General features: G+C 72.0%; 9 protein-coding genes and 1 tRNA gene. All 10 read right to left on the bottom strand.

Translation table 11 applies throughout. The features are described 5' to 3' along the window. Positions 1-8: 8 nt before the first annotated feature. The gene (locus tag ACZ5VQ_RS35485) at positions 9-1,313 is read right to left on the bottom strand and encodes a M18 family aminopeptidase (protein ID WP_469108525.1); all 1,305 of its coding nucleotides are present in this window, start codon (positions 1,311-1,313) and stop codon (positions 9-11) included. Beyond that, positions 1,310-7,003: a MupA/Atu3671 family FMN-dependent luciferase-like monooxygenase gene (locus tag ACZ5VQ_RS35490; protein ID WP_469108526.1), complete on the bottom strand. Its 5,694-nt coding sequence runs from the start codon at positions 7,001-7,003 to the stop codon at positions 1,310-1,312. The genes ACZ5VQ_RS35485 and ACZ5VQ_RS35490 overlap by 4 nt, the downstream gene beginning before the upstream one ends. Before the next feature lie 365 nt (positions 7,004-7,368). Further along, on the bottom strand, positions 7,369-10,911 hold the full coding sequence (locus ACZ5VQ_RS35495; protein WP_469108527.1) for a type I polyketide synthase: 3,543 nt from the start codon (positions 10,909-10,911) through the stop codon (positions 7,369-7,371). After that, entirely contained in the window at positions 10,856-12,223 is a 1,368-nt protein-coding gene (locus ACZ5VQ_RS35500; RefSeq protein ID WP_469108528.1) for an MFS transporter, read from the bottom strand. Before ACZ5VQ_RS35500 ends, ACZ5VQ_RS35495 begins: the two co-directional genes overlap by 56 nt. Positions 12,224-12,536: 313 nt before the next feature. Further along, positions 12,537-12,610: transfer RNA gene (locus ACZ5VQ_RS35505), tRNA-Thr, on the bottom strand. A gap of 102 nt (positions 12,611-12,712) precedes the next feature. After that, positions 12,713-14,317 (bottom strand): alpha/beta hydrolase, encoded by a 1,605-nt coding sequence (locus tag ACZ5VQ_RS35510; RefSeq protein WP_469108529.1) that lies wholly within the window; start codon positions 14,315-14,317, stop codon positions 12,713-12,715. A 115-nt stretch (positions 14,318-14,432) separates the two neighbouring features. After that, the gene (locus ACZ5VQ_RS35515) at positions 14,433-15,638 is read right to left on the bottom strand and encodes a DNA polymerase III subunit delta' (RefSeq protein ID WP_469108530.1); all 1,206 of its coding nucleotides are present in this window, start codon (positions 15,636-15,638) and stop codon (positions 14,433-14,435) included. Between the two features lie 196 nt (positions 15,639-15,834). Next, the gene (gene tmk / locus ACZ5VQ_RS35520; RefSeq protein WP_469108531.1) at positions 15,835-19,176 is read right to left on the bottom strand and encodes a dTMP kinase; all 3,342 of its coding nucleotides are present in this window, start codon (positions 19,174-19,176) and stop codon (positions 15,835-15,837) included. A gap of 178 nt (positions 19,177-19,354) precedes the next feature. After that, positions 19,355-22,168, bottom strand: a complete 2,814-nt coding sequence (gene topA, locus ACZ5VQ_RS35525) for a type I DNA topoisomerase (RefSeq protein WP_469108532.1) — start codon at positions 22,166-22,168, stop codon at positions 19,355-19,357. 368 nt (positions 22,169-22,536) lie between these two features. Then, positions 22,537-22,734, bottom strand: a complete 198-nt coding sequence (locus ACZ5VQ_RS35530) for a hypothetical protein (protein WP_200397419.1) — start codon at positions 22,732-22,734, stop codon at positions 22,537-22,539. Positions 22,735-23,067 lie beyond the last annotated feature (333 nt).

Raw genomic sequence — 23,067 nt, forward strand, 5'->3', positions numbered from 1 at the left:
TCCCGCTCTCAGCTCGTCGTGACGAACTCGGCGAGCGCCTGCGCCAGATGGCCGGGGTCCCTGGCCCCGACGAGTTCACGTGCGGAGTGCATGGACAGGCCGGGCACGCCCACGTCGACGGTCGTCACGCCCAGGCGGGCCGCGGTGATCGGCCCGATCGAAGTCCCGCAGGGCATGGCGTTGTTGGACACGAACCGCTGCAACGGCACCCCGGCCCGCTCGCACGCGGCGGCGAACGCGGCGAGGCCGGTGCCGTCGGTGGCGTACCGCTGGTTGACGTTGACCTTCACCACGGGGCCGCCGTTGGGCAGCGGGTGGTTGTCCGGGTCGTGCCGCTCGCTGTAGTTGGGGTGGACCGCGTGGGACATGTCGGCCGAGACGCAGAGCGCACCCGCGAGGGCCCGCGACCAGTCCTCGCCGCTGCCGCCGCGGGCGGCCACCGAGCGGTTCAGGACGCGCTCCAGGAGCGGGCTCTGGGCGCCGGTCTCGGAGCCGCTGCCGACCTCCTCGTGGTCGAAGGCGGCGAGCACCGGAACCCGGAACGACTCGGCGCCGGCGTCCTTCGACCAGGCTTCGGTCGCCGCCGTCAGCGCGGTGACCCCCGCGTGCACGGACACCAGGTTGTCCAGGCGCGACGACACCAGGAACTCGCGGTCCGCGCCCAGGTGTCCGGGTGCCTGGATGTCGTGCAGCATCAGGTCCCAGCCGAGGATCTCGGTGGGCTCCAGATCCGCCTCGTACGCGATCCGGCGCAGCAGCGCGCCCTGTTCCGGTCTGCCGAGGGACCAGATCGGCTGTGTCTGGCGCTGGCGGTCCAGGGCCATGGACTCGTTGACCGAGCGGTCGAGATGGATGGCCAACTGCGGTACGCGGAACAGGGGTTCGTCGACCTTGACGAGGGTGGAGCTGCCGTCGCGCAGTGTGAGGCGCCCCGAGATGCCCAGGTCCCGGTCGAGCCAGGTGTTGAGCGGGACGCCTCCGTAGATCTCCACGGCGACCTGCCGCCACCCCGCGGAACCGGTGTCGGGCCTCGGCTTGACCCGCAGGTTGGGCGAGTCGGTGTGCGCGCCGACGATCCGGAAGGGGGTGTGGGCGGGCGCGCCCTCGGGGACGTACCAGGCGATGAGCGCACCGCCGCGGGCGACGAAACAGCCGCCGCTGCGCCCCGTCCACTCCTCGGTCTCGCTCAGCTCCGTGAAGCCCGCCTTCTCCAGGCGACGCGCGGCCTGGGACACGGCGTGGTAGGGCGAGGAGCCGCCCTGGAGGAAGGCGAGCAGGTCCTCGGTGTGGCTGGGGTCGGTGGCCAGGGTCATTCGGCGTCCGCCTTCCGGGGCGTTGTGTGCGTGTCGAGCAGTGCGGCGACCGGACGGTCGGGCTGCGCGCACAAGTCTCCGATCATCGAGACGTACTCGGCGAGCAGGTCTTCGGCCGATTCCCGATCCCACAGATCGGCCGAATACTCGAGGAAGGTCCGGTAGCCGAGGCCCGGATCACGACGCGGCGCGAGACCGAAGACGAGTTCGGCGCGGGCGACCGGCGGGGCCACGTCCTCCACTTCGACGTCGAGGCCGGGGATCTCGATGTCGGAGTCGGCGTAGTTCTGGAAGGCGAGGCCGTTCGGCACCCGGTCGGGGACCTCGGTCGCCCCCGCGTCGCGCATCGCCTGCAGGATGCGGGCGGTGGGCAGCACGTTCGCCATGATGCCGAGAGCGCCCGCGCCGGTGCGGGTGACCAGCTCGGCGACGGTCTCGGCCGGGTCGATCCGCACCCGGACCAGGACGGCCGTGGAGACCACCGACACGAGCGACTCGCAGTCCAGGTCCTCGCGGTTGGCGTACGGGACGCTGAGCAGGACGTCCCGCTCCCCGGAGAGCCGGGCGAGGTGGATACCGAGCGCGGCCGCCGCCACCGCGAACGGCGTCACGTGCCGGTCGGCCGCCAACTTCTCCATGGCCGCGCGGAGTTCACCGGAGGCGGTACCGCGTGTCGTGCCGCCGTCGCCGCTCAGCCGCTCGGGCCGGGGGCGGTCGGTCGGGGTGTCGAGCCGGCACGGGACCCCCTCCAGATAGGCGGCGCAGTGTGCGGCCCGCCGGTCCTCGGCCGACGGGTCCTTCGTCTCCAGCTGACGGCGGGCGTAGTGCGTGGCCTGGACCGGGGGCGCGTCGAGCACGTGCGCGGTACCGGCCGCCGCGGCCGTGTAGAGCTCGGCCAGCTCCGCCAGGAGCACGGAGTGGGCCCAGCCGTCGGCGCAGATGTGGTGCATGACGAACATCAGCACCCACTCGTCCCGCTCGACCCGCAGCAGCCTCAGCCGGGGCAGCGTCGGACGGGTGAGGTCGACGGGCGCCGCGGCCATCGCCCGGCACACCCTGTCGACGCGGTCGGCACGCTTCCCGGGTTCGAGCCGGGTGAGGTCGTCGATCTGCAACCGCAGCGGCGGCGCGGCGACCACCTCCTGCCACCAGACTCCTTCGCCTCCCCCGCTCCCGTCTCGGTCCCCGACTCCGCCTCCGTCCCGGCTCCCGTCTCCGCCCCGGCTCCCGTCTCCGTCCCGCACGAAGCGGGTCCGCAACGAGTGGTGGCGCTCGATCAGTTCGGCGAGGGCCGAGCGCAGGGCGTCCGGGTCCAGGGCGCCCCGGAAGCGGATCCTGGTCGGCACGTTCCAGACCTGCGCCTGGGGGACGGCGTAGTGACCCGCGATCATCCGGTTCTGCTGGTCGCTGACGGGGGCTCGGTCGATGACCTGGGCGTCGTCGGAAAGGGCGGGCGGAGCCACTTCGGCCACGGCTTCAGGTTCGGCTTCGGTCGCGGAGGCGTTGGCGGGCTCCTGGGGGCCCTCGACGCCGAGTTGACGTGCCATCGCGCCCAGGGTCGCGTCCGCGAAGAAGTCCGCGAGGCCGATGTCCACGTGCAGCGCGTCGCGTACGCGGTTGACGAGCCGGATCGCCGCGATCGAATTGCCGCTGAGATCGAAGAAGTTGGAGTCGTCGGCCACGTCGTCGACGTCGAGGACCGACTTCCAGACGGTACGGAGCGTCTCCAGGACGGAAGGGGCCGATGGGTCGAAGGGCGCGCAGGGGGCCGAGACCGGAGCGGGCACGGGCGAGTCGGGCCGCGTCACGTCCGCGGTCCTCGGCCGCACGGCGGTGTCCCGCACCAGTACCGCACCGCCCGACACCATGGCGCCCAGGATCCGGTCGAGGTCGCCCAGACAGTCCCGTACCGTCGCCGCGTCGAAGAGATCGGCGTCGTAGCGGATGCGCAGCCGCAGCCCGGACCCCGTACGGACGGCCATCAACCCCATTTCCAGCGGCGCCGATTCGGAGCCGCCGTCGATCTCCTCGGCGTACAGCCCCGGCAGCCGGATCCCGGCCAGCGGAGCGGTGTCCAGGTCCGCAGAGACGGTGATCAGCGGGCGCGGGTTGCCGGGGTCGGGGTTGACGGCGGCGAGGAGCGCGTCCAGGTCGACGTGTTGATGGGCGTCCGCCGCGAACAGCGCGTCCCTGGTGGCCCGTACGGCATCGGCCAGCGGTGTCGACTCCGTCAGCGAGGCCCGCAGCGGAAGGAGCGCGACATGGAATCCCACCGTGCCGGCGGTCTCCGGGGTGCGCCGCCCGAAGGTCGAGCCCACGACGAACTCGTCCTGGCCCGAGCGCTCGCGCAGCACCAGCTGCCAGGCGGTGAGGAGCGTGGCGAAGAGCGTGACGCCCTGCCGGCCGCTCCACTCCTGCAGCGCCGCCGTGCGGACGCCGTCGAGGCGGATCCCGGCGGCGGCCCCGCCGCCCGCCACGCTACGGCCGCGAGGACGCCGGGTGGGCAGCGCGGGCACCGGTGGCAGCGGGTCGAGGTAGCGCCCCCACCACTCCAGGTCGGCCGGGTCCCGGTCGGGTTCAGCGGCGCCGACCGTGCTGCCCGCGGGCGCCGCGAACCGCGCGGGACGGCCCTCGACCGCGGCCTTGTAGAGCTCCTCCAGGTCGGCCGCGAGGATTCCGGCCGAGTGGGCGTCGGTGATGATGTGGTGCAGCCCGAGTACGAGCACATGGTGGTCGTCGGCGAGCGTCAGCAACCGTGGGGTGAACAGCGGGCCCTCGGCGAGGTCGTACGGCCGCGAGCTCTCTTCCCGCAGCACGGCTGCGACGAACTCGTCAGCCGCGTCGACCTCCGGCTCCTGGGCGTCGGTCAACTGCTCCCGGGCGTCGGTCACCCGCAGCGGAACGCGCATCGCCTGCCGTACGACCTGCAGTACGGTCTCGTCGCCGCCGCCCGGGCGGAACACGGTCCGCAGGCCCGCGTGCCGCTCGACCAGCCCGTCGACCGCGGCGGCCAGCGCCTCCCCGTCCAGCGGGCCGCGCAGCCGTACCGCCTGGATCTCGTTGTACGCGGCCGGGTCGCCGATCAGCTGGGAGGCGAGCCAGATCCGGCGCTGGGCGTCGGTGGCGGGCGCGGAGACGTCGTTGCCAGGAGGGGTGGCCGCGGACCTCGCGTCCTGGTGGCGCTCGCGCAGCGCGTCGAGGTGTTCGAGCCCGGAGCGCATCAGGTCGGCTGGCATGCCGAAGTCGACGAGGGCGGCGATCTCGTCGACGCCCGCCTCGTACAGCGCGTCCACCACGGGCGCGCAGGTCTCCGGCGTACCGATCAGGGCCCGCTCGTCGCAGTACCCGTCGTACGCCCGGCGGAAGAGGTACTCCAGGTCCTCCTCGCTCGCCGTGGCCAGGTCCTGCGGATCGACGCCCGGCGTGCCCAGCGTGCTCGCCGCGGAGCGCATCTGCAGCGAGGAGCGCAGATAGCGGGTCATCGGCTCCAGCGCCTGGGCACGCGCCGTCGCGTGGTCGTCGCCGAGGTAGGTGTGCAGGAGCACGGTCACCCGGCCGGTGTCGGGGTCGAAGCCGTGCTGCTCGCGGGCCTTGCGGTAGTGGCCGATGTTCTCGGCGAGTTCGGCGACCGTCTGGTTCATCAGGTTGGTGACGATGCCGAGACCGCGCCGCGCCGCCTCCTCGTACGACTCACGCCGTCCCGACGTGGCGAGGAACATGGGCGGCATGTCCTGCACCGGGCGCGGGTGGATACGTACCGCGGTCTCCCCGCCGTCCCCGGTCCGCCGCGACAGCGTGCCGCCGCTCCACAGCGTCCGTACGTCGTCGAGGTGGGCGAAGCCGATCTCCTTGCGGCGGGCGAAGCGGTCCGGGTGGAGGGCGAAGTCCTGCGCGTGCCAGCCGGTGGCGCAGCCGATGCCGACCCGGCCGCCGGAGAGGTTGTCGACGACCGACCACTCCTCGGCGATCCGAACGGGGTCGTGCAGCGGCAGTACGACGGAACCCGCGTTGAGCCGGATCCGGCCGGTCTCCCGGGCCAACGCGGCCGCGAGCACGGAAGGGTTGGGGAAGAGCCCGCCGAAGGAATGGAAGTGCCGCTCCGGCATCCAGAGGGAACTGAAGCCCCGCTCGTCGGCGAAGCGGGCCGTCTCCATGATCTGGTCGTAGGCGTCGGAGGGGTGGGGTGTGCTCGGTCGGCCGTCCACCTCTCCGCCCTCGTCCGGGTAGTCGCCGAAGAAGTACAGGCCGAAATCGGCGGCCGGGCGGGGGCGCGTCGCCTTCGGCCGCGGCTGCGACTGCTGACGCAGGCTCGCACCGGGGCTCGTGCGGGTCATGGGGAAGAAGCCGCCCTCGCGCAGGGCTCGCAGGGAGTCCTTCACGGCGTCCGAGACGCGCTCGACGTCCGCGTCGGTGTGGGCGGTGGACAGATAGAAGCTGCGCCACTCCCACACGTAGATGCCGCGCAACAGCAGGTGCTGGTAGAGCAGTTCCATGTCGGCCCGGTGTGTGAACCGGAACATGGACCCGAAGTGGCTGAGTTCCAGGGGGAATTCCTCGACCCTGAAGAACTCGTTCAGGTCCTCGGCCAGCAAGTCGGTGCGGGCGTTGAGCCGTTCCTGGAGGGCTGGGCCCTCGGCGGTGAGATGGGTGAGGACCGCCTTGGCCGCCGCCATGGACAGCGGGTGCTGCATGTACGTACCGCCGAAGAAGGTGGTCTCGGTCTCCGGGCGGCTGTCGTCGCCGTACCGCCAGAAGCCGCCGTCGACCCCGTCCAGGATGTCGGCACGGCCCGCGATCGCGCCGACCGGGAAGCCGCTGCCCAGCGCCTTGCCGTAGGTGGCGAGGTCCGGGACGACGCCGAAGTGGTGCTGTGCGCCGCGCGGATGGGGGCGCAGGCCTGTGAGCATCTCGTCGAAGAGCAGCACGATGCCTCGGCGCCGCGTGAGGTCACGCAGTTCCCGCAGGAACGCGACCGGGCGCAGGGCGGGGTTGCGGCACTGGACCGGCTCGACGAGGACCGCCGCGATCGTGTCGCCGAGTGCGTCGACGGTGTCGAGGGCCTCCTGGCTGCCGTATTCGAGGACGATCAGCTCGGAGACGGCGCTGTGCGGGATGCCGTGCGAGACGGGTACGGCGTGGGTGCCGTCCGGTCCCGGGCGGCCGAGCACGGAGTCGATGTGGCCGTGGTACGAGCCGCGGAACATGACGACGCGGTCGCGTCCGGTGGCGGCGCGGGCCAGCCTGATGGCGGCGGAGTTGGCCTCGGTGCCGGAACCCGCGAACGCCACGCGTTCCATGCCCGTCAGGTCGGCCAGCAGCTGGGCGACTTCACCGGCCTCGACCGGCCGGGGGCCGAAGCGCAGGCCCTGCGCGAGGTGCTCCCGTACGGCCTCGGTGACGATCTCCGGCTCATGGCCGAGCAGCAGTGCGCCGAAGCCCATGGTGATGTCGGTGTACTCGTTGCCGTCCACGTCGGTCAGGCGCGCGCCCCGGGCCGAGCGGGCCGCGAGGGGGTACAGCGTCTCCTTCGTGGAACGACGGAACCCGACGACGGCCCGGCTGTCGGCGAGCACGGCACGCTGCCGCTGGGCCAACTCCTTGGACGTACGGGTGCGTTCGGCCAGCCTGCGCCCGAGCTCGACGGCATGCGCCCGCTGACCGGCATCAGCACCGGCACCTTCGCCGACCATGCCCGAGCCTTCGGGGAGGGTTACGTGTGGGCCGTGGAGGGTGGGTTGCGGTGCGGGGGTGGAGAGGGGGGCTGATGCGGAGAGAGGGGCTGATGCGGAGAAGGTGGCTGGTGTGGAGGTGGGTGCGACGGAGGTCGGGGCTGCGGGTGCGGTTGCTGCCGGGACCGGCGCCGCGGCTGCGGCCGGTGTCTGGGCCTGGGCTTGGGCCTGGGCCGCGGCCGGTGCCGGTGCCTGTGCCTGGGCCTGGGCCTGAAGGGGCATCGAGGTTGCTCCGGGCGGACCTGCCGCCGAATGCCGCTTCGCCGCCGCGAGTTGCGCCGTGAGCTTCCGGGAGAGTTCCACGGCCCGGTCCGCCGCCGTCGTACTCATCGGGCACGCTCGGCGCCAAGCAGGGCTATCGCCTCGGAGAGCTGGGTCAGCATGGCCGCCTGCGTCTCGGCGAGCAGATCGATCTGCCGGCGCAGCTCGGCGACCTCGGAGCGGAGCGCGTACTCCGGGTCCACGGGGACCGGGCCCACCGGCGCCGGTTCGGTCGCCGCCGCGGGCGCGGGCGCTGGTGCGGGCCCTGCGGCAAGGGGTGGCCCTGAGGCAAGCCCAGAAGCAGAGGCAGGGGCAGAGGCAGGAACGAGAGCAGGGGCAGAGGCAGCCGCAGGAGCGGCAGCAGACACGGGAGCAGGCGCATGCGCATGCCCCGTGCCAACGTCGACCGGCCGCCCACCCTCCGGCCCCGAAGCCGGCCGCCCCGCCCTCGCGGCGATCAGACGGGCCGTGAGTTCAGGAGTGCCCGCCTCCTCAAGGATCTCCCGGACGGATGTTCGCACGCCGAACTCGCTCTCCAACTGCCGCAGCAACCCGATGAGTTGCAGCGAGTCCGCACCGAGGCCGACGAACGTCTGCCCGGCGCCGAACTCGTCGGCGCGGTAGCCGAGATGCCGGGCCGTGAGTTCCCGTACCCGTTCGAGTACTGCCTGTTCGGTCATGCCGTCCTCCACTGAACCTTCCTTTACAGGTAATCGGTCCACTGCCGGACCGGGATGCGGTGGCGGGCCGGTCCAGTACGACCGGTGCTGGAACGGGTAGAGGGGCAGCGGGATCCGGCGCCCCCCGGAGCCGTCGAGGAGCGCCGCCCAGTCGAGGTCCACCCCGGCACAGTGCAGACGGGCCGCCGCCGTCCACGGCCCGTCGGCGTCGGCGCCGCGGCCCTGCGTCGGCACGCACAGGGTCTCCGGCACAGCACGGCGGGCCATACCGGTCAGCGGCGCACCGGGCCCCAGTTCGACCAGGACGGCCCTGGGCGCGAGCGTGCGCAGCACGGCGTGGAAGTCCACGGTGTGCCGCGCCTGACGTACGAGGTGGTCGGCGTCGGGCAGCCAGCCCACGGGATGCGCCGTACCGTGCAGGCCACTGACGAACTCCACCTGTACGGGCCGCAGTTCGGCCTTGCCGACGGCGGCGCGCAGTTCGTCGAGCATCGGGTCGAGCAGCGCCGTGTGGAAGGCACGGTCGACGGGGAGCGGCTCGCCCGCCACGTCGTGCTCGGCCAGCCAGGCCCGGGCCGCCTCGACCGCGGCCGGCGGACCGGCGACGACGTGGTGCGCGGGACCGTTGGACACCGCCAGTTCGAGGCACCCGTACCGCGTCGCGTCGATGTCCGCGAGCAGCCGCCGTACGTGCTCCGGCGGGGCGAACACGGCCAGCATCGCGCCCGGTTCGGTGTCCTGCATGAGCCGGCCCCTGCGGCAGACGAGCCGCATACCGTCCTCCGACGACAGGGCTCCCGCGACGCACAGGGCCGCGTACTCACCGACGCTGTGCCCGGCGACGGCCGACGGCCGCACACCGAACCCCTGCCAGAGCCGGGCCTGTGCCACCTGCAGGGCGAACAGCGCCGGCTGGGCGAAGTCGGTGTCCCACCGCTCCGGGCCCCGGCCACCGACGATCCGGTCGAGGAAGTCCGACTCCCCGGTCTCCTCCTGATGGATACGGGCACACCGCTCCAGGACGTCGGCCACCACGGGGAAGCGGGCGGCGAGCGCCGCGGCCATTCCGGGCCGGCCGCCGCCCTGCCCGCTGAAGACGTACGCGGGTGTGACCGGGGTGTCCACGGTTCCGGTGTGGTACGCGGCCGTGGGCGGCGCGGGACGTCCCGGATCCGTCAGAAAGGCGTCGAGGCCGCGGACAAGCCCTCCGACAAGGTTGTCGACAAGGTTGTCGGGCGGGCCATCGACGGGTGGGGTGAGGCCGGTGGGGGCGAGGGCGGTGGGAACGAGGGCGGTCGGGGTGACGGCGGTCGGGGTGAGGACGGTCGGGGTTGTCGGGGTGACGGCGGTCGGGGTGACGGCCGGGGCGGTGACGACAAGCCGGTGGCGCAGGTGCCGGCGCCCGAGGGCCGTCGTCGTGAGGAGATCGGCCGGTGCCATGTCCGGGCGCCGCACCAGGGCGTCGCGGAAGGAACGGGCGTACTCCTCCAGTGCCTTGGGACTGTGCGCCGAGAGCGGCAGGAGTACGGGCACTGCGGTGTCCACGGTCCGGCCCGGGGCGGCCGGGGCCTTTTCCGGGATCACCGGGATCACCGGGGCCTCTTCGAGGATCACATGGGCGTTGGTGCCTCCCATCCCGATGGAGTGCACACCCGCCCGCCGGGGCCCGTCACCCGGCAACGGCCACGGCATGGCAGACCGCGGGAGTGTGAACGGGCTTTCCTCAAGCCTGAGTTGCGGGTTGGGCCGGGTCAGGTTCACCAGTGGCGGGACGACGCCGAGCCGCAGCACCAGGATCGCCTTGACCAGCCCCGCGAGACCCGCCGCGCTGTCCAGGTGCCCGATGGCGGGCTTGGTGGACCCGAGCGCGCAGAAGCCCTTGCGGTCCGTGTGCCGCCGGAACGCCTCACTGAGCGCGGCGAATTCGATCGGATCACCCTTGTAGGTGCCGGTGCCGTGCGCCTCCAGATAGCCGATCGTCTCGGCCCCGACACCCGCGCGGTCCAACGCGCCGAGCACGGCGTCGCGCTGGCCCGCGACACCCGGAGCGGCGAAACCCGCCTTGCCCGCACCGTCGTTGGTGACCGCGGAGCCCAGGATGACGGCGTGCACGGTGTCGCCGTCGGCGAGAGCGTTCGCCAGCGGCTTGAGCAGTACGGCGGCCACCCCGTTGCCGCCGACCGTGCCGTCCGCCGCGGCGTCGAAGGCCCGTACCGCACCGGACTTGGAGATCGTCGAGCCCTTCACATGGCGGTGCCCGGTGACCTGCGGCAGATGCAGGGCGGCCGATCCCACCACCATGAGGTCCGCGTCGCCCGCGAGCAGTGCCTGACAGGCCAGATGGACGGAGACGAGCCCGCTGGAACAGGCGGTCGCGACGTTCACCGCCGGACCGTCGAGCCCGAGCCGGAACGCGGCCCGGTTGGCGGTGAAGTCCGGGTAGTTGCCGACCTGGATCTGCTTCACCGTGGTCCAGTCGTCGGCGCGGCTCGACTCGCCGATGTTGGAGGCGAGATAGCTGTGCAGCGAGTAAAGCCGATAACCGACGCTGGCGTAGACCCCGATCCGTACGCTCCCGGACCGGCTGCTTCCACCCCTCTCGCTGCCGGCGTAGCCACCGTCCTCCAGCGCGTGGTGAGCGCACTCCAGGAACAGCCGCTGCTGGGGATCGGTGAGGGTGGCCTCCCGGCCACTCATCCCGAAGAACGCGGCATCGAAGCCGTCGATGCCGTGCAGCAGCGCGCTCGCCCCGGTGAAGTCCGGGTCCCGGTAGAGCTCCGCGGGTAGGCCCGCGGCGGCGAACTCGGAGTCCGTGAAGGGCCGTACGTGGGACACGCCGGACCGGATGTCGTGCCAGTACTGCTCGGGTGTGTCAGCCCCCGGAAACCTCAGCGCCATCCCGATGACCGCCACGCGCGGATCCCGCACCGCTCTCCCCCTTCCCTTCCGGCTCCTCACTCCCCGGCACGGCTCCCTGCGCTGGGCGCCCCCGCAGCACCCGGGCCACGTACACCAGGGCGAGGACGATGGCGGCGCCGTGCGCGACGCCGACGACCGACAGCGGCGTGAAGACGTCGAGGGCCGCGGCGACCACGATCATGCCGACGCCGAACCCGAGGTTCTCCACCGTGGCGGAGAGCCCGAAGGCGTGGGTACGCAAGGGGCTCGGCAGGGTCTGCAGATGCGAGGTGTACGACACCTCGGTCAGGCCGTCGGCGGCGCCGGCCAGCAGCGCGACCAGCACCGTCGCGGCCCAGGGGAGCCCGGCGAAGGCCAGGATGAAGGTGCCCGACATGGCGATGGTCCCGAGCCCGAAGCCCAGGGCACCGACCGAGCGTCCCGTCCGCTTGGTGTATCTCTGCAGTACCTGCTGGACAAGGACATTGCCGAGCGCCCAGACGCACCAGAAGACGCTGACGAACACGGCCGGGTTGTCGGCGTCGAGTTCGGTGGAGTACACGGGCAGCGCCGCGTTGTGCGAGGAGGACCCCAGCGCGTCGATACCGCGCAACGCCACCATCAGCCCGAGCACGGGCACCGCACCGAGCGCCACGAGAGCGGCGGGCACCCGCCGCCGACCCGGCCCATCGGCGCTCTCTTCTTGCCTGTCCCGACCGCCCTGGTTGTCCTTTCCATCCTTGCCGTCGTCGCTGCGGGCCGGGCTCATGGGCATCGGGAGGAGCAGGACGGTCAGGGCGCAGACCAGGAAGGTGGCCATGTCCACGAGGAAGGCCGCGGTGTAGCCGAGCAAGGACACCACCACGCCCGACGACGCGAACCCGGCCACCATCGCCATCGAACGCCCGCTGACCATCAGCGAGTTGGCCCAGGTGTGCCGCCCCTCGCCGACCATGTCCGGGATGGAGCTGCGCAACGTGACCATGAACAGGGTTCCCGAGGCCCCGACCACCGCGGAGACGGCGAACAGCGTGCCCGTACGGAATCCGTCGGGCGCCAGCACCAGCAGGAGCAGCGCCGCCGCCTGGGCCACGTTGGCCCAGAACATGACGCCCTTCGCGGACCAGCGGGCCAGGACGGCCGCGGCGGCGAGCCCCGCGACGAACCCCGCGGCGAGTCGTACGGCCATGAACACACCGACGGCCAGCGCCCGGTCCGTGACCGCGTAGACGTACAGGCTGAGCGCCACGACGTTGAGGAAGGTGCCGTACGAGGAGATCGCGTAGCCGGTGACCAGGATCCGGTACCGGCGTTCCTGAAGCGCTGCCGTACCGGACGTCACGAACGAACCTGCGCCAGGACGTCCTCATGTCGTGCAGAGTCGGGCATGGCGGCATCCTTTGCGAACACATGGGCGAAGGGGCTCCGCGCACCATAGGCAACCGGGCCCGCCGTTCGCAGGCAGAAGCCCGAACTCATGATTGTTATGCGGCAGTTGCGAAGCATGACGACTTCCGCGCCGCACGACAACAGTGTTCTGCAGCACGACAACAGTGTCCTCAGGACAACGCCGACCGCCTGCCCGGCGCCGCACGCCCCACCCACCAAAAGCAAAAGCCCCAGGTCACGGCGAGTGAGTCCTGAGGCTTCCACAGAGCCGCCTTCGGGATTCGAACCCGAGACCTACGCATTACGAGTGCGTTGCTCTGGCCATCTGAGCTAAGGCGGCGTGCTGCCAGAACTATGGTGCGAGCGGCAACGTGCGTAAGTCTACACAGTTTCGGGGGGTGCTCCGCACGGGCCTTGGGAGCACCCCCGGGGGACCGCGTGATCACGCCCCTGAGCAGCGCTTTCCGTTCTTCGGAGGGGTCCCTTCGAGGAGGTACTCGTTGATCGCGGAGTCGATGCAGGCACTGCCCCGCCCGTAGGCCGTGTGGCCGTCGCCGTCGTAGGTGAGGAGGGTGCCGGAGGCGAGCTGGGCGGCGAGGGACTGGGCCCAGCGGTAGGGGGTCGCGGGGTCACGGACAGTGCCGACGACGACGATGGGGGCGGCGCCCCGCGCCTCGATGCTGTGGGCTTCGCCGGTCGCCTTCACCGGCCAGTACGCACAGTTCAACGAGGCCCAGGCGAGGCTCTCGCCGAAGACCGGGGACGCCTGCTCGAAGGAGGGGAGCGCGTCCTTCACCTCCTCGGGGGAGGAGAAGGCGGCCGGCAGGTCCAGGCAGTTGACCGCCGCGTTGGCGAACATCAGGTTCTCGTACTTGCCGTCCGAGTCGCGCTCGTAATAGCTGTCGGAGAGGGCGAGCAGGCCCGCGCCGTCCTTGTCCTTCATGGCCATGTCGAGGGCGTCGCGCAGTTGGGGCCAGGACCCTTCGTCGTACATCGCGGCGATGACGCCGGTCGTGGCCAGCGCCTCGCCCAGCTTGCGGCCGTCCGCGTCGCCCGCCTCGATGGGGGCGCCGTCCAGCTGCCGGAAGAAGGCCTTGAGGTTCTTCCCGACCTGCTCCGTCGTCGTGCCCGCGCCCCCCAGCGGGCAGTCCGACTCGTGCACGCAGTCCTTGGCGAAGGACTGGAACGCCGTCTCGAAGCCCGCCGTCTGGTCCTGGTTCGTCTTCCGCGCGGGCAGCGACGGGTCCAGCGCGCCGTCCAGGACGAGCCGGCCGACCCGCTCCGGATACAGGCCCGCGTACGTCGCCCCGAGAAACGTGCCGTACGAAGCACCCACGTACGTCAGCTTCTCGTCGCCCAGAGCCGCGCGCACGAGGTCCATGTCACGGGCCGTCTCGACCGTCGACACATGGCGCAGCAGGTTCCCGGCGCGCCGCCCGCAGCCCTCCGCGAACTCCTTGAAGGCATCGACCAGTTCACCGGTCTCACGCGCGTTGTCGGGGGTCGTGTCCGTCTGCGTGTACGTGTCCATCTCGCGCCCGGTGAGACATTCGACGGGCTCGCTGCGGGCGACGCCGCGCGGGTCGACCGCGACCATGTCGTAACGGGCGCGGACCTTCGCCGGGTAGCCGATTCCGGCGTACGCCTGGAGGTAGCCGACCGCCGAACCGCCCGGACCGCCCGGGTTGACCAGCAGCGAGCCGAGCCGCTTGCCCGGGCCCGTGGCCTTCTTGCGGGAGACGGCCAGCTCGACGTCGCCCTTGGCCGGCTCGGCGTAGTCGAGCGGGGCCTTCAGCGTGGTGCACTCGAAGCCGGAGACACCGCAGGAACGCCAGGCCGGCCGCTGACCGTAGTACGAGGCCAGCGCCGAGGGGGTGGCCTCGGGCAGCGCGCGCAGCGCGGCCGCCGCTCCTGCCGGGCTCGCGGAGCTCGTCGAACTCCCCGCGGAGCAGGCGGAGACGAGCAGTCCGGCGACGGCGAGCAACGTGCCGCACGCGCGAAGGGATCGGTTGGCCCGAGGTGACCTGGGCCGGCGCCTGGTGTACATCGGGCGAGCGTAACCCTGCACAACCAATCGGTCACCCGGAGTCGTCAACCCGACCTCGTACGAGTGACGCCGTCAACTCCGGCCGAGACGCGCGGCGGGCGGCGGGCGCGCCGCGTCACCCCGCCCGCAGCGCCATCGTCATCGCCTCCACCGCCAGCAGCGGTGCCACATTCCGGTCGAGGGCCTCGCGGCAGGCGGCGATCGCCTCTATCCGGCGCAGGGTGGTCTCGGGGGACGAGCCGCGCGCCAACCGGTCCAGGGTGTCCCGCATCTCCGTGTTGGCGAGGGCGAGATCGGTGCCGAACTGGAGGGCCAGTACGTCACGGTAGAAGGCCGTGAGGTCGATCAGGGCCAAGTCCAGGCTGTCGCGCTGCGTACGCGTCTTGCGGCGCTTCTGCTTGTCCTCCAGCTCCTTCATCACACCCGCGGTGCCGCGCGGCATCCGGCCGCCCTGGGACGCGCCGAGCGCCGCCTTCATGTCCTCGGTCTCCTTGACGTCGGTCTCCTCGGCGACCTGCTTGGCGTCCTCGGAGGCCGCGTCGATCAGCTCCTGGGCCGCCTTGAGGCAGGCGCCCACGTCGTCGACACGGAGGGGCAGTTTGAGGACGGCGGCGCGCCGCGCGCGGGCGCGCTCGTCCGTGGCGAGGCGGCGGGCGCGCCCGATGTGCCCCTGGGTGGCGCGGGCCACGGCGGCCGCCACGTCCGGCTCGATACCGTCGCGGCGTACGAGGACATCGGCGACCGCGTCGACAGGAGGCGTCCGGAGCGTGAGGTGACGGCAGCGGGAGCGGATGGTGGGCAGCACGTCCTCGATGGAGGGTGCGCACAGGAGCCAGACCGTACGGGGCGCGGGCTCCTCGATGGCCTTCAGAAGGACGTTGCCCGCGCCCTCCGTGAGGCGGTCGGCGTCTTCCACGATGATGACCTGCCAGCGGCGGCCCGCCGGGGACAGCTGTGCCCGGCGTACGAGATCGCGGGTCTCCTTCACGCCGATGGAGAGGAGGTCGGTGCGGATGATCTGCACGTCGGCGTGGGTGCCGATCAGGCTCGTGTGACAGGCGTCGCAGAACCCGCAGCCGGGGGATCCGCCGAGAGCCCGGTCGGGGCTCACGCACTGGAGGGCCGCGGCGAAGGCCCGCGCGGCGGTGGAACGGCCCGAGCCAGGCGGCCCCGTGAAGAGCCAGGCGTGCGTCATCTTCGACGCCTCGGCCACCGGGGTGTGGTCCGCCACCGCCGTGACCTGGGCGTCGGCGTCCCGGGCGGCGGCGTCTAGCTGCACGCTCACCTTCTCCTGGCCCACCAGGTCGTCCCACACGGTCATGGGATGCCGCCCTTCCGTCTCACCGGTGCCTTGCGCATCCCATTGTGCGGGAGGGGACTGACAACGCGGTCCACACGACCCCCGCGCTCACCATCGGCGCCCGCCGCAGACACCCGCCGCACAGGTCCCGTCGGCACCCACCGCACAGGTCGCGTCACCACTGACGCCCGCCCCGGCCGCAGACCCTCAACCGCCGTCAGCGTCGGCGGCGCCCCCGCCCCTCGTCCGGCTCGTCCTCGTCACGGGGACCCAGCAGTTCGTCCGCCAGCGTCGGGAGGTCGTCCAGCGGGGTCTCCTCCGCCCAGTCCGAACGGGGACGTCGCCGAGGCGTGCCGTCCTCGTCGACCTGAGGCAGCTCGCGCGTGCGGGCGTCGGTGCCCTCGCTTCCCGGCCGCTCGTCACGGAAGTACCCCGGGGGCACCCGGTCCGCCGGACCGCTCCCCTGCTCGCCGCCGCCACGGTCGTCCCGTACGGGAGGAAGCACAGCCGTCTCGTCCGCGGCGGAGTCCCGCCCGACCGGAGGCAACACGGCCGTCTCATCGGCAGCGGAACCCGGCCGCACCGGAGGCAACACGGCCGTCTCGTTGGCAGCCGAACCCGGCCTCACCGGCGGCAGTACAGCGGTCTCGTCGGCCGCTCCCTGCGGCGCCGGAGGCTGCGGCAGCACGGTCGTCTCGGCGTCGTCGGGCCCGGTCGCGCGAGGCGGCACCGGAGGAAGCACCGCCGTCTCGTCGGCCGGCCCTCCGGACGCGTTCGTCGGCGTCACGACGGGCGTCGGCACCGTGCTCTCGTTGTCACGACCGGCCGCCCGACCACCGGAACCATCCCCTCCGGAAGCTCCGGAAGGGCCGGAACCTCCGGCAGCCCCAGAGGCCCCGGAATCCGCAGCACCAGTAGCCGCACTCGAAGCCTCCGCCGCAGCGGCTGCCTCGGCAGCCGCGCTGGAAGCCTCCGCCTCCCTCTGCGCCTCCGCCGCCCGCCGAGCCTGCTCGGCCCGGAGCAACGCCTCCTCGGCCTTCCGCTGCTTCTCCAGGCGCCGCTCCTCGGCCTCGGCCCGGAGCCGCGCCTCCTCCTCGGCCTGCTTGCGCCGCCGCGCCTCCTCGGCCGCGCGGGCCTGCTCCTCGGCGAGCTGCCGCGCCTGTTCCTGCTCGGCACGCACGCGTGCCGCCTCGGCGCGCTGCCGGGCCTCCTCGGCCTGCCGCTCGGCCTCGCGCCGCTGTGCCTCCTCCAGCTCGCGCTGCTTGCGCTCCTCTTCCTCCGCGCGCAGCCGGGCGAGCTGCTCCTGGCGCTCGCGCTCCAGCCGCTCCTCCTCGGCCTTGCGGGCGGCCTCTTCCTCGGCGCGCCGACGCGCCTCCTCCTCGGCGGCCTTGCGGGCCTCCTCCTTGGCCTTGATCTCGGCCTCGGAGAGCGGGAGCACCACGTCGAGCCGATGCCGGATCACGGTCGTGACGGCCTCGGGCTCCTGCCCGGCGTCGACGACCAGATAGCGCGCCGGGTCGGCGGCGGCGAGCGTCAGGAAACCGGACCGCACGCGCGCGTGGAACTCGGCGGGCTCCGACTCAAGCCGGTCCGGCGCCTCCGTGAACCGCTCACGGGCGGTCTCCGGCGCCACGTCGAGCAGCACGGTCAGATGAGGCACCAGCCCGTCGGTCGCCCACCGGTTGATACGGGCGATCTCGGTCGGGGACAGGTCACGCCCGGCCCCCTGGTACGCCACGGAGGAGTCGATGTAGCGGTCGGAGACGACCACCGCGCCCCGCTCCAGGGCGGGCCGCACGACGGTGTCGACGTGCTCGGCGCGGTCGGCGGCGTACAGCAGCGCCTCCGCGCGGTGCGAAAGGCCGGCCGACGACACGTCGAGCAGGATCGACCGCAGCCGCTTCCCGACGGGTGTGGCACCCGGCTCGCGCGTCACCACGACCTCGTGCCCCTTGGCCCGGATCCACTCCGCGAGCGCCTCGGCCTGGGTCGACTTCCCGGCCCCGTCGCCGCCCTCCAGGGCGATGAAGAAGCCCTTGGCGGCAGCCGCCTGCACGGGGTCGTCCCCGCCGCGCAACGCGTCCAGCAGGTCGTGCCGCAGCGGCACTCCGGAGCGGTCGTCGGCCTTGGCCAGCACCAGCGCGGCGACCGGCAGCAGCAGCGCGCCCACCAGCATCAGCGTGAAGGCCGCGCCGCCGTGCGCGAACACGAACTTGCCGTTCTCCACGCGGTGCGGGCCGATCGCGGCGGCCACCAGGGGGGCCACCAGCGCGCCCAGGGCGACAAAGACCCGTACGACCGCGTGCAGGTGTTCCGTCGTACGCGTCCGCCGGTACTCCTCGGCCTCCTGGTCGAGGAGGGCGTGTCCGGTGTTGGCGGCGACGCCCGCGCCGATGCCCGCCAGCCCGACGATCAGGATGACCGTGGTGACGTCCGGGACGAGGCCCGCGGCGAGCAGCGCGACCCCCGTGAAGGCGATCGCCAGCGCGAGCAGCCGACGCCGGGACAGGGAGGGCAGCAGCTTGGCGGCCGTACGGATGCCGATCACGACACCGCCGGTCAGCGCGAGCACCAGCAGCCCGTACGTCACCGGCCCGCCGCCGAGGTCCTTGGCGTGCAGCACGGAGACGGCGACGGCAGCGGCGATGGCCCCGGCGACGGCCCCGCAGGCGAGCACCAGGAGCGGGATGGCCCCGGTACGGCCCTTGTCGATGCCGGTGCCCGTCTTGGGGCGGCGCAGCCCTTCGAGCGGCGACCGCGCGCGCGGGGTGCGCGTGTTGGGCAGTTCGAGGAAGGTGAGCACCGAGAGGGACGCGGCGAACAGGCCCGCGGACACGTACGAGGCGAGCGCCGCCTGGTGCTGCGCGAACCAGTCGAGCCCGGTGCCCAGCAGGTTGTTGACGAGCGCGGCGACGAGGAGCGTGGCCGCCGCGAGGGGCACCGCCACGAATCCCGTACGCAGCGAAAGGCGCCGCAGCGCGTCCATGTGGTCCGGCAGCGGGCGTACCGTCGCGCCCTCCAGCGGCGGCGCGGGCAGCAGCGCGGGCGCCGCGCTCTCGCGGCACACCATCCAGAAGCGCTCGGCGACCCCGATCACGAAGGCCGTCACCAGGAGCACGGCCAGCGCGTTCTCCGGCGTCCAGTCGATCCACAGGGGGGCGATGATCAGCAGCGCGGCCCGCACACCGTCCGCGCCGACCATGGTCCAGCGGCGGTCGAGCGGCCCCTCCTGGGAGGTGAGGGACGTGAGCGGACCGAGCAGCACCGCCCCGAAGAGCAGGGTGGCGAGAATCCTCGCCCCGAAGACCGCCGACACGGCGAGGGCCACTCCGCGGTAGCCGCCTCCGAAGGAGCCGTCGGCGACCGCCGCCTGGAGGGCGAGCAGGACCAGCACCAGCAGCGCGAGGGCGTCGCCGATACCGCCCACCAGCTGGGCGCTCCAGAGGCGCCTCAGTTGCGGCACACGCAGCAGCGCCCGGACGGCGCGCTCCCGTGAATCTGCGACCAGGGCGTCGTCGGGGGCCGGGTTGTGGGCCGTTGGCTGCTCGGCTCGCGTCATCCTGCCAGCCTATCGGGAGGGAGTGACTCGCCGAATAGGCCCCCGAACATGCGAACGCCCCCGACACCAAGTGGTGCGGGGACGTTCGTTTTACGAACCAAAGGTGAAGGACTCGGTCCCGCCATCGGAGGCGGAACCCGGGAGCCTCGGACCCCGGCGGCCTCAGTCCTCGGAGGCCTCAGTCCTCGGCCGTAGCCCGGGAAGCCGTCGCCTTCTTTGCGGTCGTCTTCTTGGCAGTGGTCTTCTTTGCCGCCGTTTTCGTGGCCGCGGTCTTCTTGGCGGCGGTTTTCTTCGCCGGCGCCTTCTTGGCGGCCGTCTTCTTCGCCGTCTTCTTGGCGGGCGCCTTCGCGCGCTTCTCCGCGAGCAGTTCGAAGCCGCGCTCCGGAGTGATCTCCTCGACGCTGTCGCCGGACCGCAGGGTGGCGTTGGTCTCGCCGTCGGTGACGTACGGACCGAAGCGGCCGTCCTTGACGACGACGGGCTGCCCGCTGACCGGGTCCGCGCCGAGCTCCTTCAGCGGCGGCTTGGCGGCGGCGCGCCCGCGCTGCTTGGGCTGCGCGTAGATCGCCAGAGCCTCGTCGAGGGTGATCGTGAAGAGCTGGTCCTCGGCCTGGAGGGAGCGCGAGTCGGTGCCCTTCTTCAGGTACGGCCCGTAGCGCCCGTTCTGTGCGGTGATCTCCACGCCCTCGGCGTCCTTGCCGACGACGCGCGGCAGCGACATCAGCTTGAGGGCGTCGGCCAGCGTCACCGTGTCGAGGGACATCGACTTGAACAGCGAGGCCGTACGCGGCTTCACGGCGTTCTTGCCGGTCTTCGGGGTGCCCTCGGGGAGCACCTCGGTGACGTACGGGCCGTAGCGGCCGTCCCTGGCGATGATCTGGTGGCCCGACTCGGGGTCGGCGCCGAGCTCGAAGTCACCGCTCGGCTTGGCGAGCAGCTCCTCCGCGAGCTCGACGGTCAGCTCGTCGGGTGCCAGGTCCTCGGGCACGTCGGCGCGCTGGTGGTTCTCGGAGTCCTTCTCGCCGCGCTCGACGTAGGGGCCGTAGCGGCCGACGCGCAGCATGATGTCGCTGCTGTCCACACGGAACGACGACACCTCGCGGGCGTCGATGGCACCGAGGTCGGTGACGAGCTCCTTGAGACCGCCGAGGTGGTCCCCGTCGCCGTTGCCCGCCTCCGCGGCACCGGTCGCGTCGCCCTCGCCGAAGTAGAAGCGCCTGAGCCACGGAATGGCCTGGGCCTCGCCCCGCGCGATGCGGTCGAGGTCGTCCTCCATCTTGGCGGTGAAGTCGTAGTCGACGAGCCGCCCGAAGTGCTTCTCCAGGAGGTTGACCACGGCGAAGGACAGGAAGGACGGCACGAGTGCCGTGCCCTTCTTGAACACATAGCCGCGGTCGAGGATCGTGCCGATGATCGACGCGTACGTCGACGGGCGGCCGATCTCACGCTCTTCGAGCTCCTTGACCAGGCTGGCCTCGGTGTAGCGGGCCGGGGGCTTGGTCGCGTGGCCGTCGACCGAGATCTCCTCGGCGGACAGCGGGTCGCCCTCGTTGACCTGCGGAAGCCGGCGCTCGCGGTCGTCCAGCTCGGCGTTCGGGTCGTCCGCGCCCTCGACGTAGGCCTTGAGGAAGCCGTGGAAGGTGATGGTCTTGCCGGACGCGCTGAACTCGGCGTCGCGGCCGTCGGAGGCCGTGCCCGCGATCTTCACGGTGACGGAGTTCCCGACCGCGTCCTTCATCTGGGAGGCGACGGTCCGCTTCCAGATCAGCTCGTACAGCTTGAACTGGTCACCGGTCAGACCCGTCTCGGCCGGCGTGCGGAAACGGTCGCCCGAGGGGCGGATCGCCTCGTGTGCCTCCTGCGCGTTCTTGACCTTCCCGGCGTACGTACGCGGCTTGTCCGGCAGATAGCTCGCGCCGTAGAGCTGCGTGACCTGGGCGCGGGCCGCGGTGATCGCGGTGTCCGAGAGGGTCGTGGAGTCCGTACGCATGTAGGTGATGAAGCCGTTCTCGTACAGCTTCTGCGCCACCTGCATCGTGGCCTTCGCGCCGAAGCCGAGCTTGCGGCTGGCCTCCTGCTGGAGCGTCGTCGTACGGAAAGGCGCGTACGGCGAACGGCGGTACGGCTTCGACTCGACGGACCGTACGGAGAAGTTCGTGTTCTCCAGGGCTGAGGCCAGCGCGCGGGCGTTGGCCTCGTCGAGGTGGAGCGTGTTCGCGCCCTTGATCTGGCCGAGCGAGTCGAAGTCGCGGCCCTGGGCGACGCGCTTGCCGTCGACCGTGGTCAGACGGGCGACCAGGGAGGCCGGGTCGCTCGCGTCACCGGCGCGGCCGGTGCCGAAGGTGCCCGTGAGGTCCCAGTACTCGGCGGAACGGAAGGCGATGCGCTCGCGCTCCCGCTCGACGACCAGACGGGTCGCCACGGACTGGACACGGCCCGCCGACAGACGCGGCATGACCTTCTTCCAGAGGACCGGCGAGACCTCGTAGCCGTAGAGGCGGTCGAGGATGCGGCGGGTCTCCTGGGCGTCGACCAGCTTCTGGTTGAGCTCGCGCGGGTTGGCGACGGCGGCCTGGATCGCGGCCTTGGTGATCTCGTGGAAGACCATCCGCTTGACCGGGACCTTGGGCTTCAGCACCTCCTGGAGGTGCCAGGCGATGGCCTCGCCCTCGCGGTCCTCATCGGTGGCGAGGAAGAGTTCGTCGGAGTCCTTGAGCAGGTCCTTGAGCTTCTTGACCTGGGCCCGCTTGTCAGCGTTGACCACGTAGATCGGCTGGAAGTCGTTGTCGACGTCCACGCCGAGGCGGCGCACCTCGCCGGTGTACTTCTCGGGCACCTCCGCGGCGCCGTTGGGGAGGTCGCGGATGTGCCCGACGCTCGCTTCGACGACGTAGCCGGGGCCGAGATAGCCCTTGATCGTCTTCGCCTTGGCGGGCGACTCGACGATGACGAGTCGGCGGCCGCCGTGTGCGGTCTCGCTGGTCGGGGACAACTTCGCTCTTCTCTCCGGTCGACGCAGGGGGTCTCGCCCCAGGCCTGGAACCCGGGGGTCGGGTCATGCTGACGCTGCGGAGTGTGACGGTACATCCCGCCCCCGTGTCAAACGGGAAAAGCCCGCAACGGCCACTCGAACGGTAACCCGACTCCCGCCATTCCTGCCGCCCGGAGTGCCGACCTGCCGTTTCGGACCTATCCGGAGGGTGACCTCTCAGTTACTGGAGGTCTGTGTTCCGGAGGGTCCCGGGCCTTGTCCGCGACGGCCGCCGGCCGTCGATTCCCGGACACCGAAGGTGATTGCTCCCGGCCAGGGCAGCCGACTCGGCCGAGGGGCGCCGGGGGTGTCGCCGGAAGAAGCGACGCTCAGGTACGAGTGAAACACCACACGGCGAGGAGCAGCGCCGACGTCCCGGCGAAGGCAGCGACCGCCGCGGAGGCCATGGGATGCACCCCGTGGGCGACAGGGGCGCGCTGCCGCAGCCGGACGGCCGTCCAGAGCAGGAGCCCGCCTCCGAACAGGGCGAACACCGATCCCGTGAAGATCGCCGGTCCGCTCTCCATGGTTCGTCTCCTCCGGCCTTTGGTACCCAGCACCGGGACGCTGACACCTCCGGGCAGCCGACACGCCAACCCCGGGTGAACGCAGAGCGGACAGCTCCGTGCGCCCGGATGCGGAATCCGTCACACCGCCCCGTGATGGCCGGTTTCACGTCCCGGTGCGGGATCCCGGTCCGGTGTCCTCGGCCGGAGACCGGCGGAGTGTCGGGCACGCCGAGCCCTGTCCTGGCCCCTCGTGCATCAACCCGATCCTGGCCACCGTGCATCAACACCTCGTGCACGGTGGCCACATGCGGGCCGATTCCTCGTCGTACGCGAGTCAGTCCGGGAAACTCT

The organism is Streptomyces sp. NPDC033178, assembly GCF_055577685.1.

Coding starts and splice junctions, on each gene's coding strand:
- ACZ5VQ_RS35485 (WP_469108525.1), bottom strand. CDS start 1,313: ATGACCCTGGCCACCGACCCCAGCCACACCGAGGACCTGCTCGCCTTC.
- ACZ5VQ_RS35490 (WP_469108526.1), bottom strand. CDS start 7,003: ATGGTCGGCGAAGGTGCCGGTGCTGATGCCGGTCAGCGGGCGCATGCC.
- ACZ5VQ_RS35510 (WP_469108529.1), bottom strand. CDS start 14,317: ATGTACACCAGGCGCCGGCCCAGGTCACCTCGGGCCAACCGATCCCTT.
- ACZ5VQ_RS35530 (WP_200397419.1), bottom strand. CDS start 22,734: ATGGAGAGCGGACCGGCGATCTTCACGGGATCGGTGTTCGCCCTGTTC.
- tmk (WP_469108531.1), bottom strand. CDS start 19,176: ATGACGCGAGCCGAGCAGCCAACGGCCCACAACCCGGCCCCCGACGAC.
- ACZ5VQ_RS35515 (WP_469108530.1), bottom strand. CDS start 15,638: ATGACCGTGTGGGACGACCTGGTGGGCCAGGAGAAGGTGAGCGTGCAG.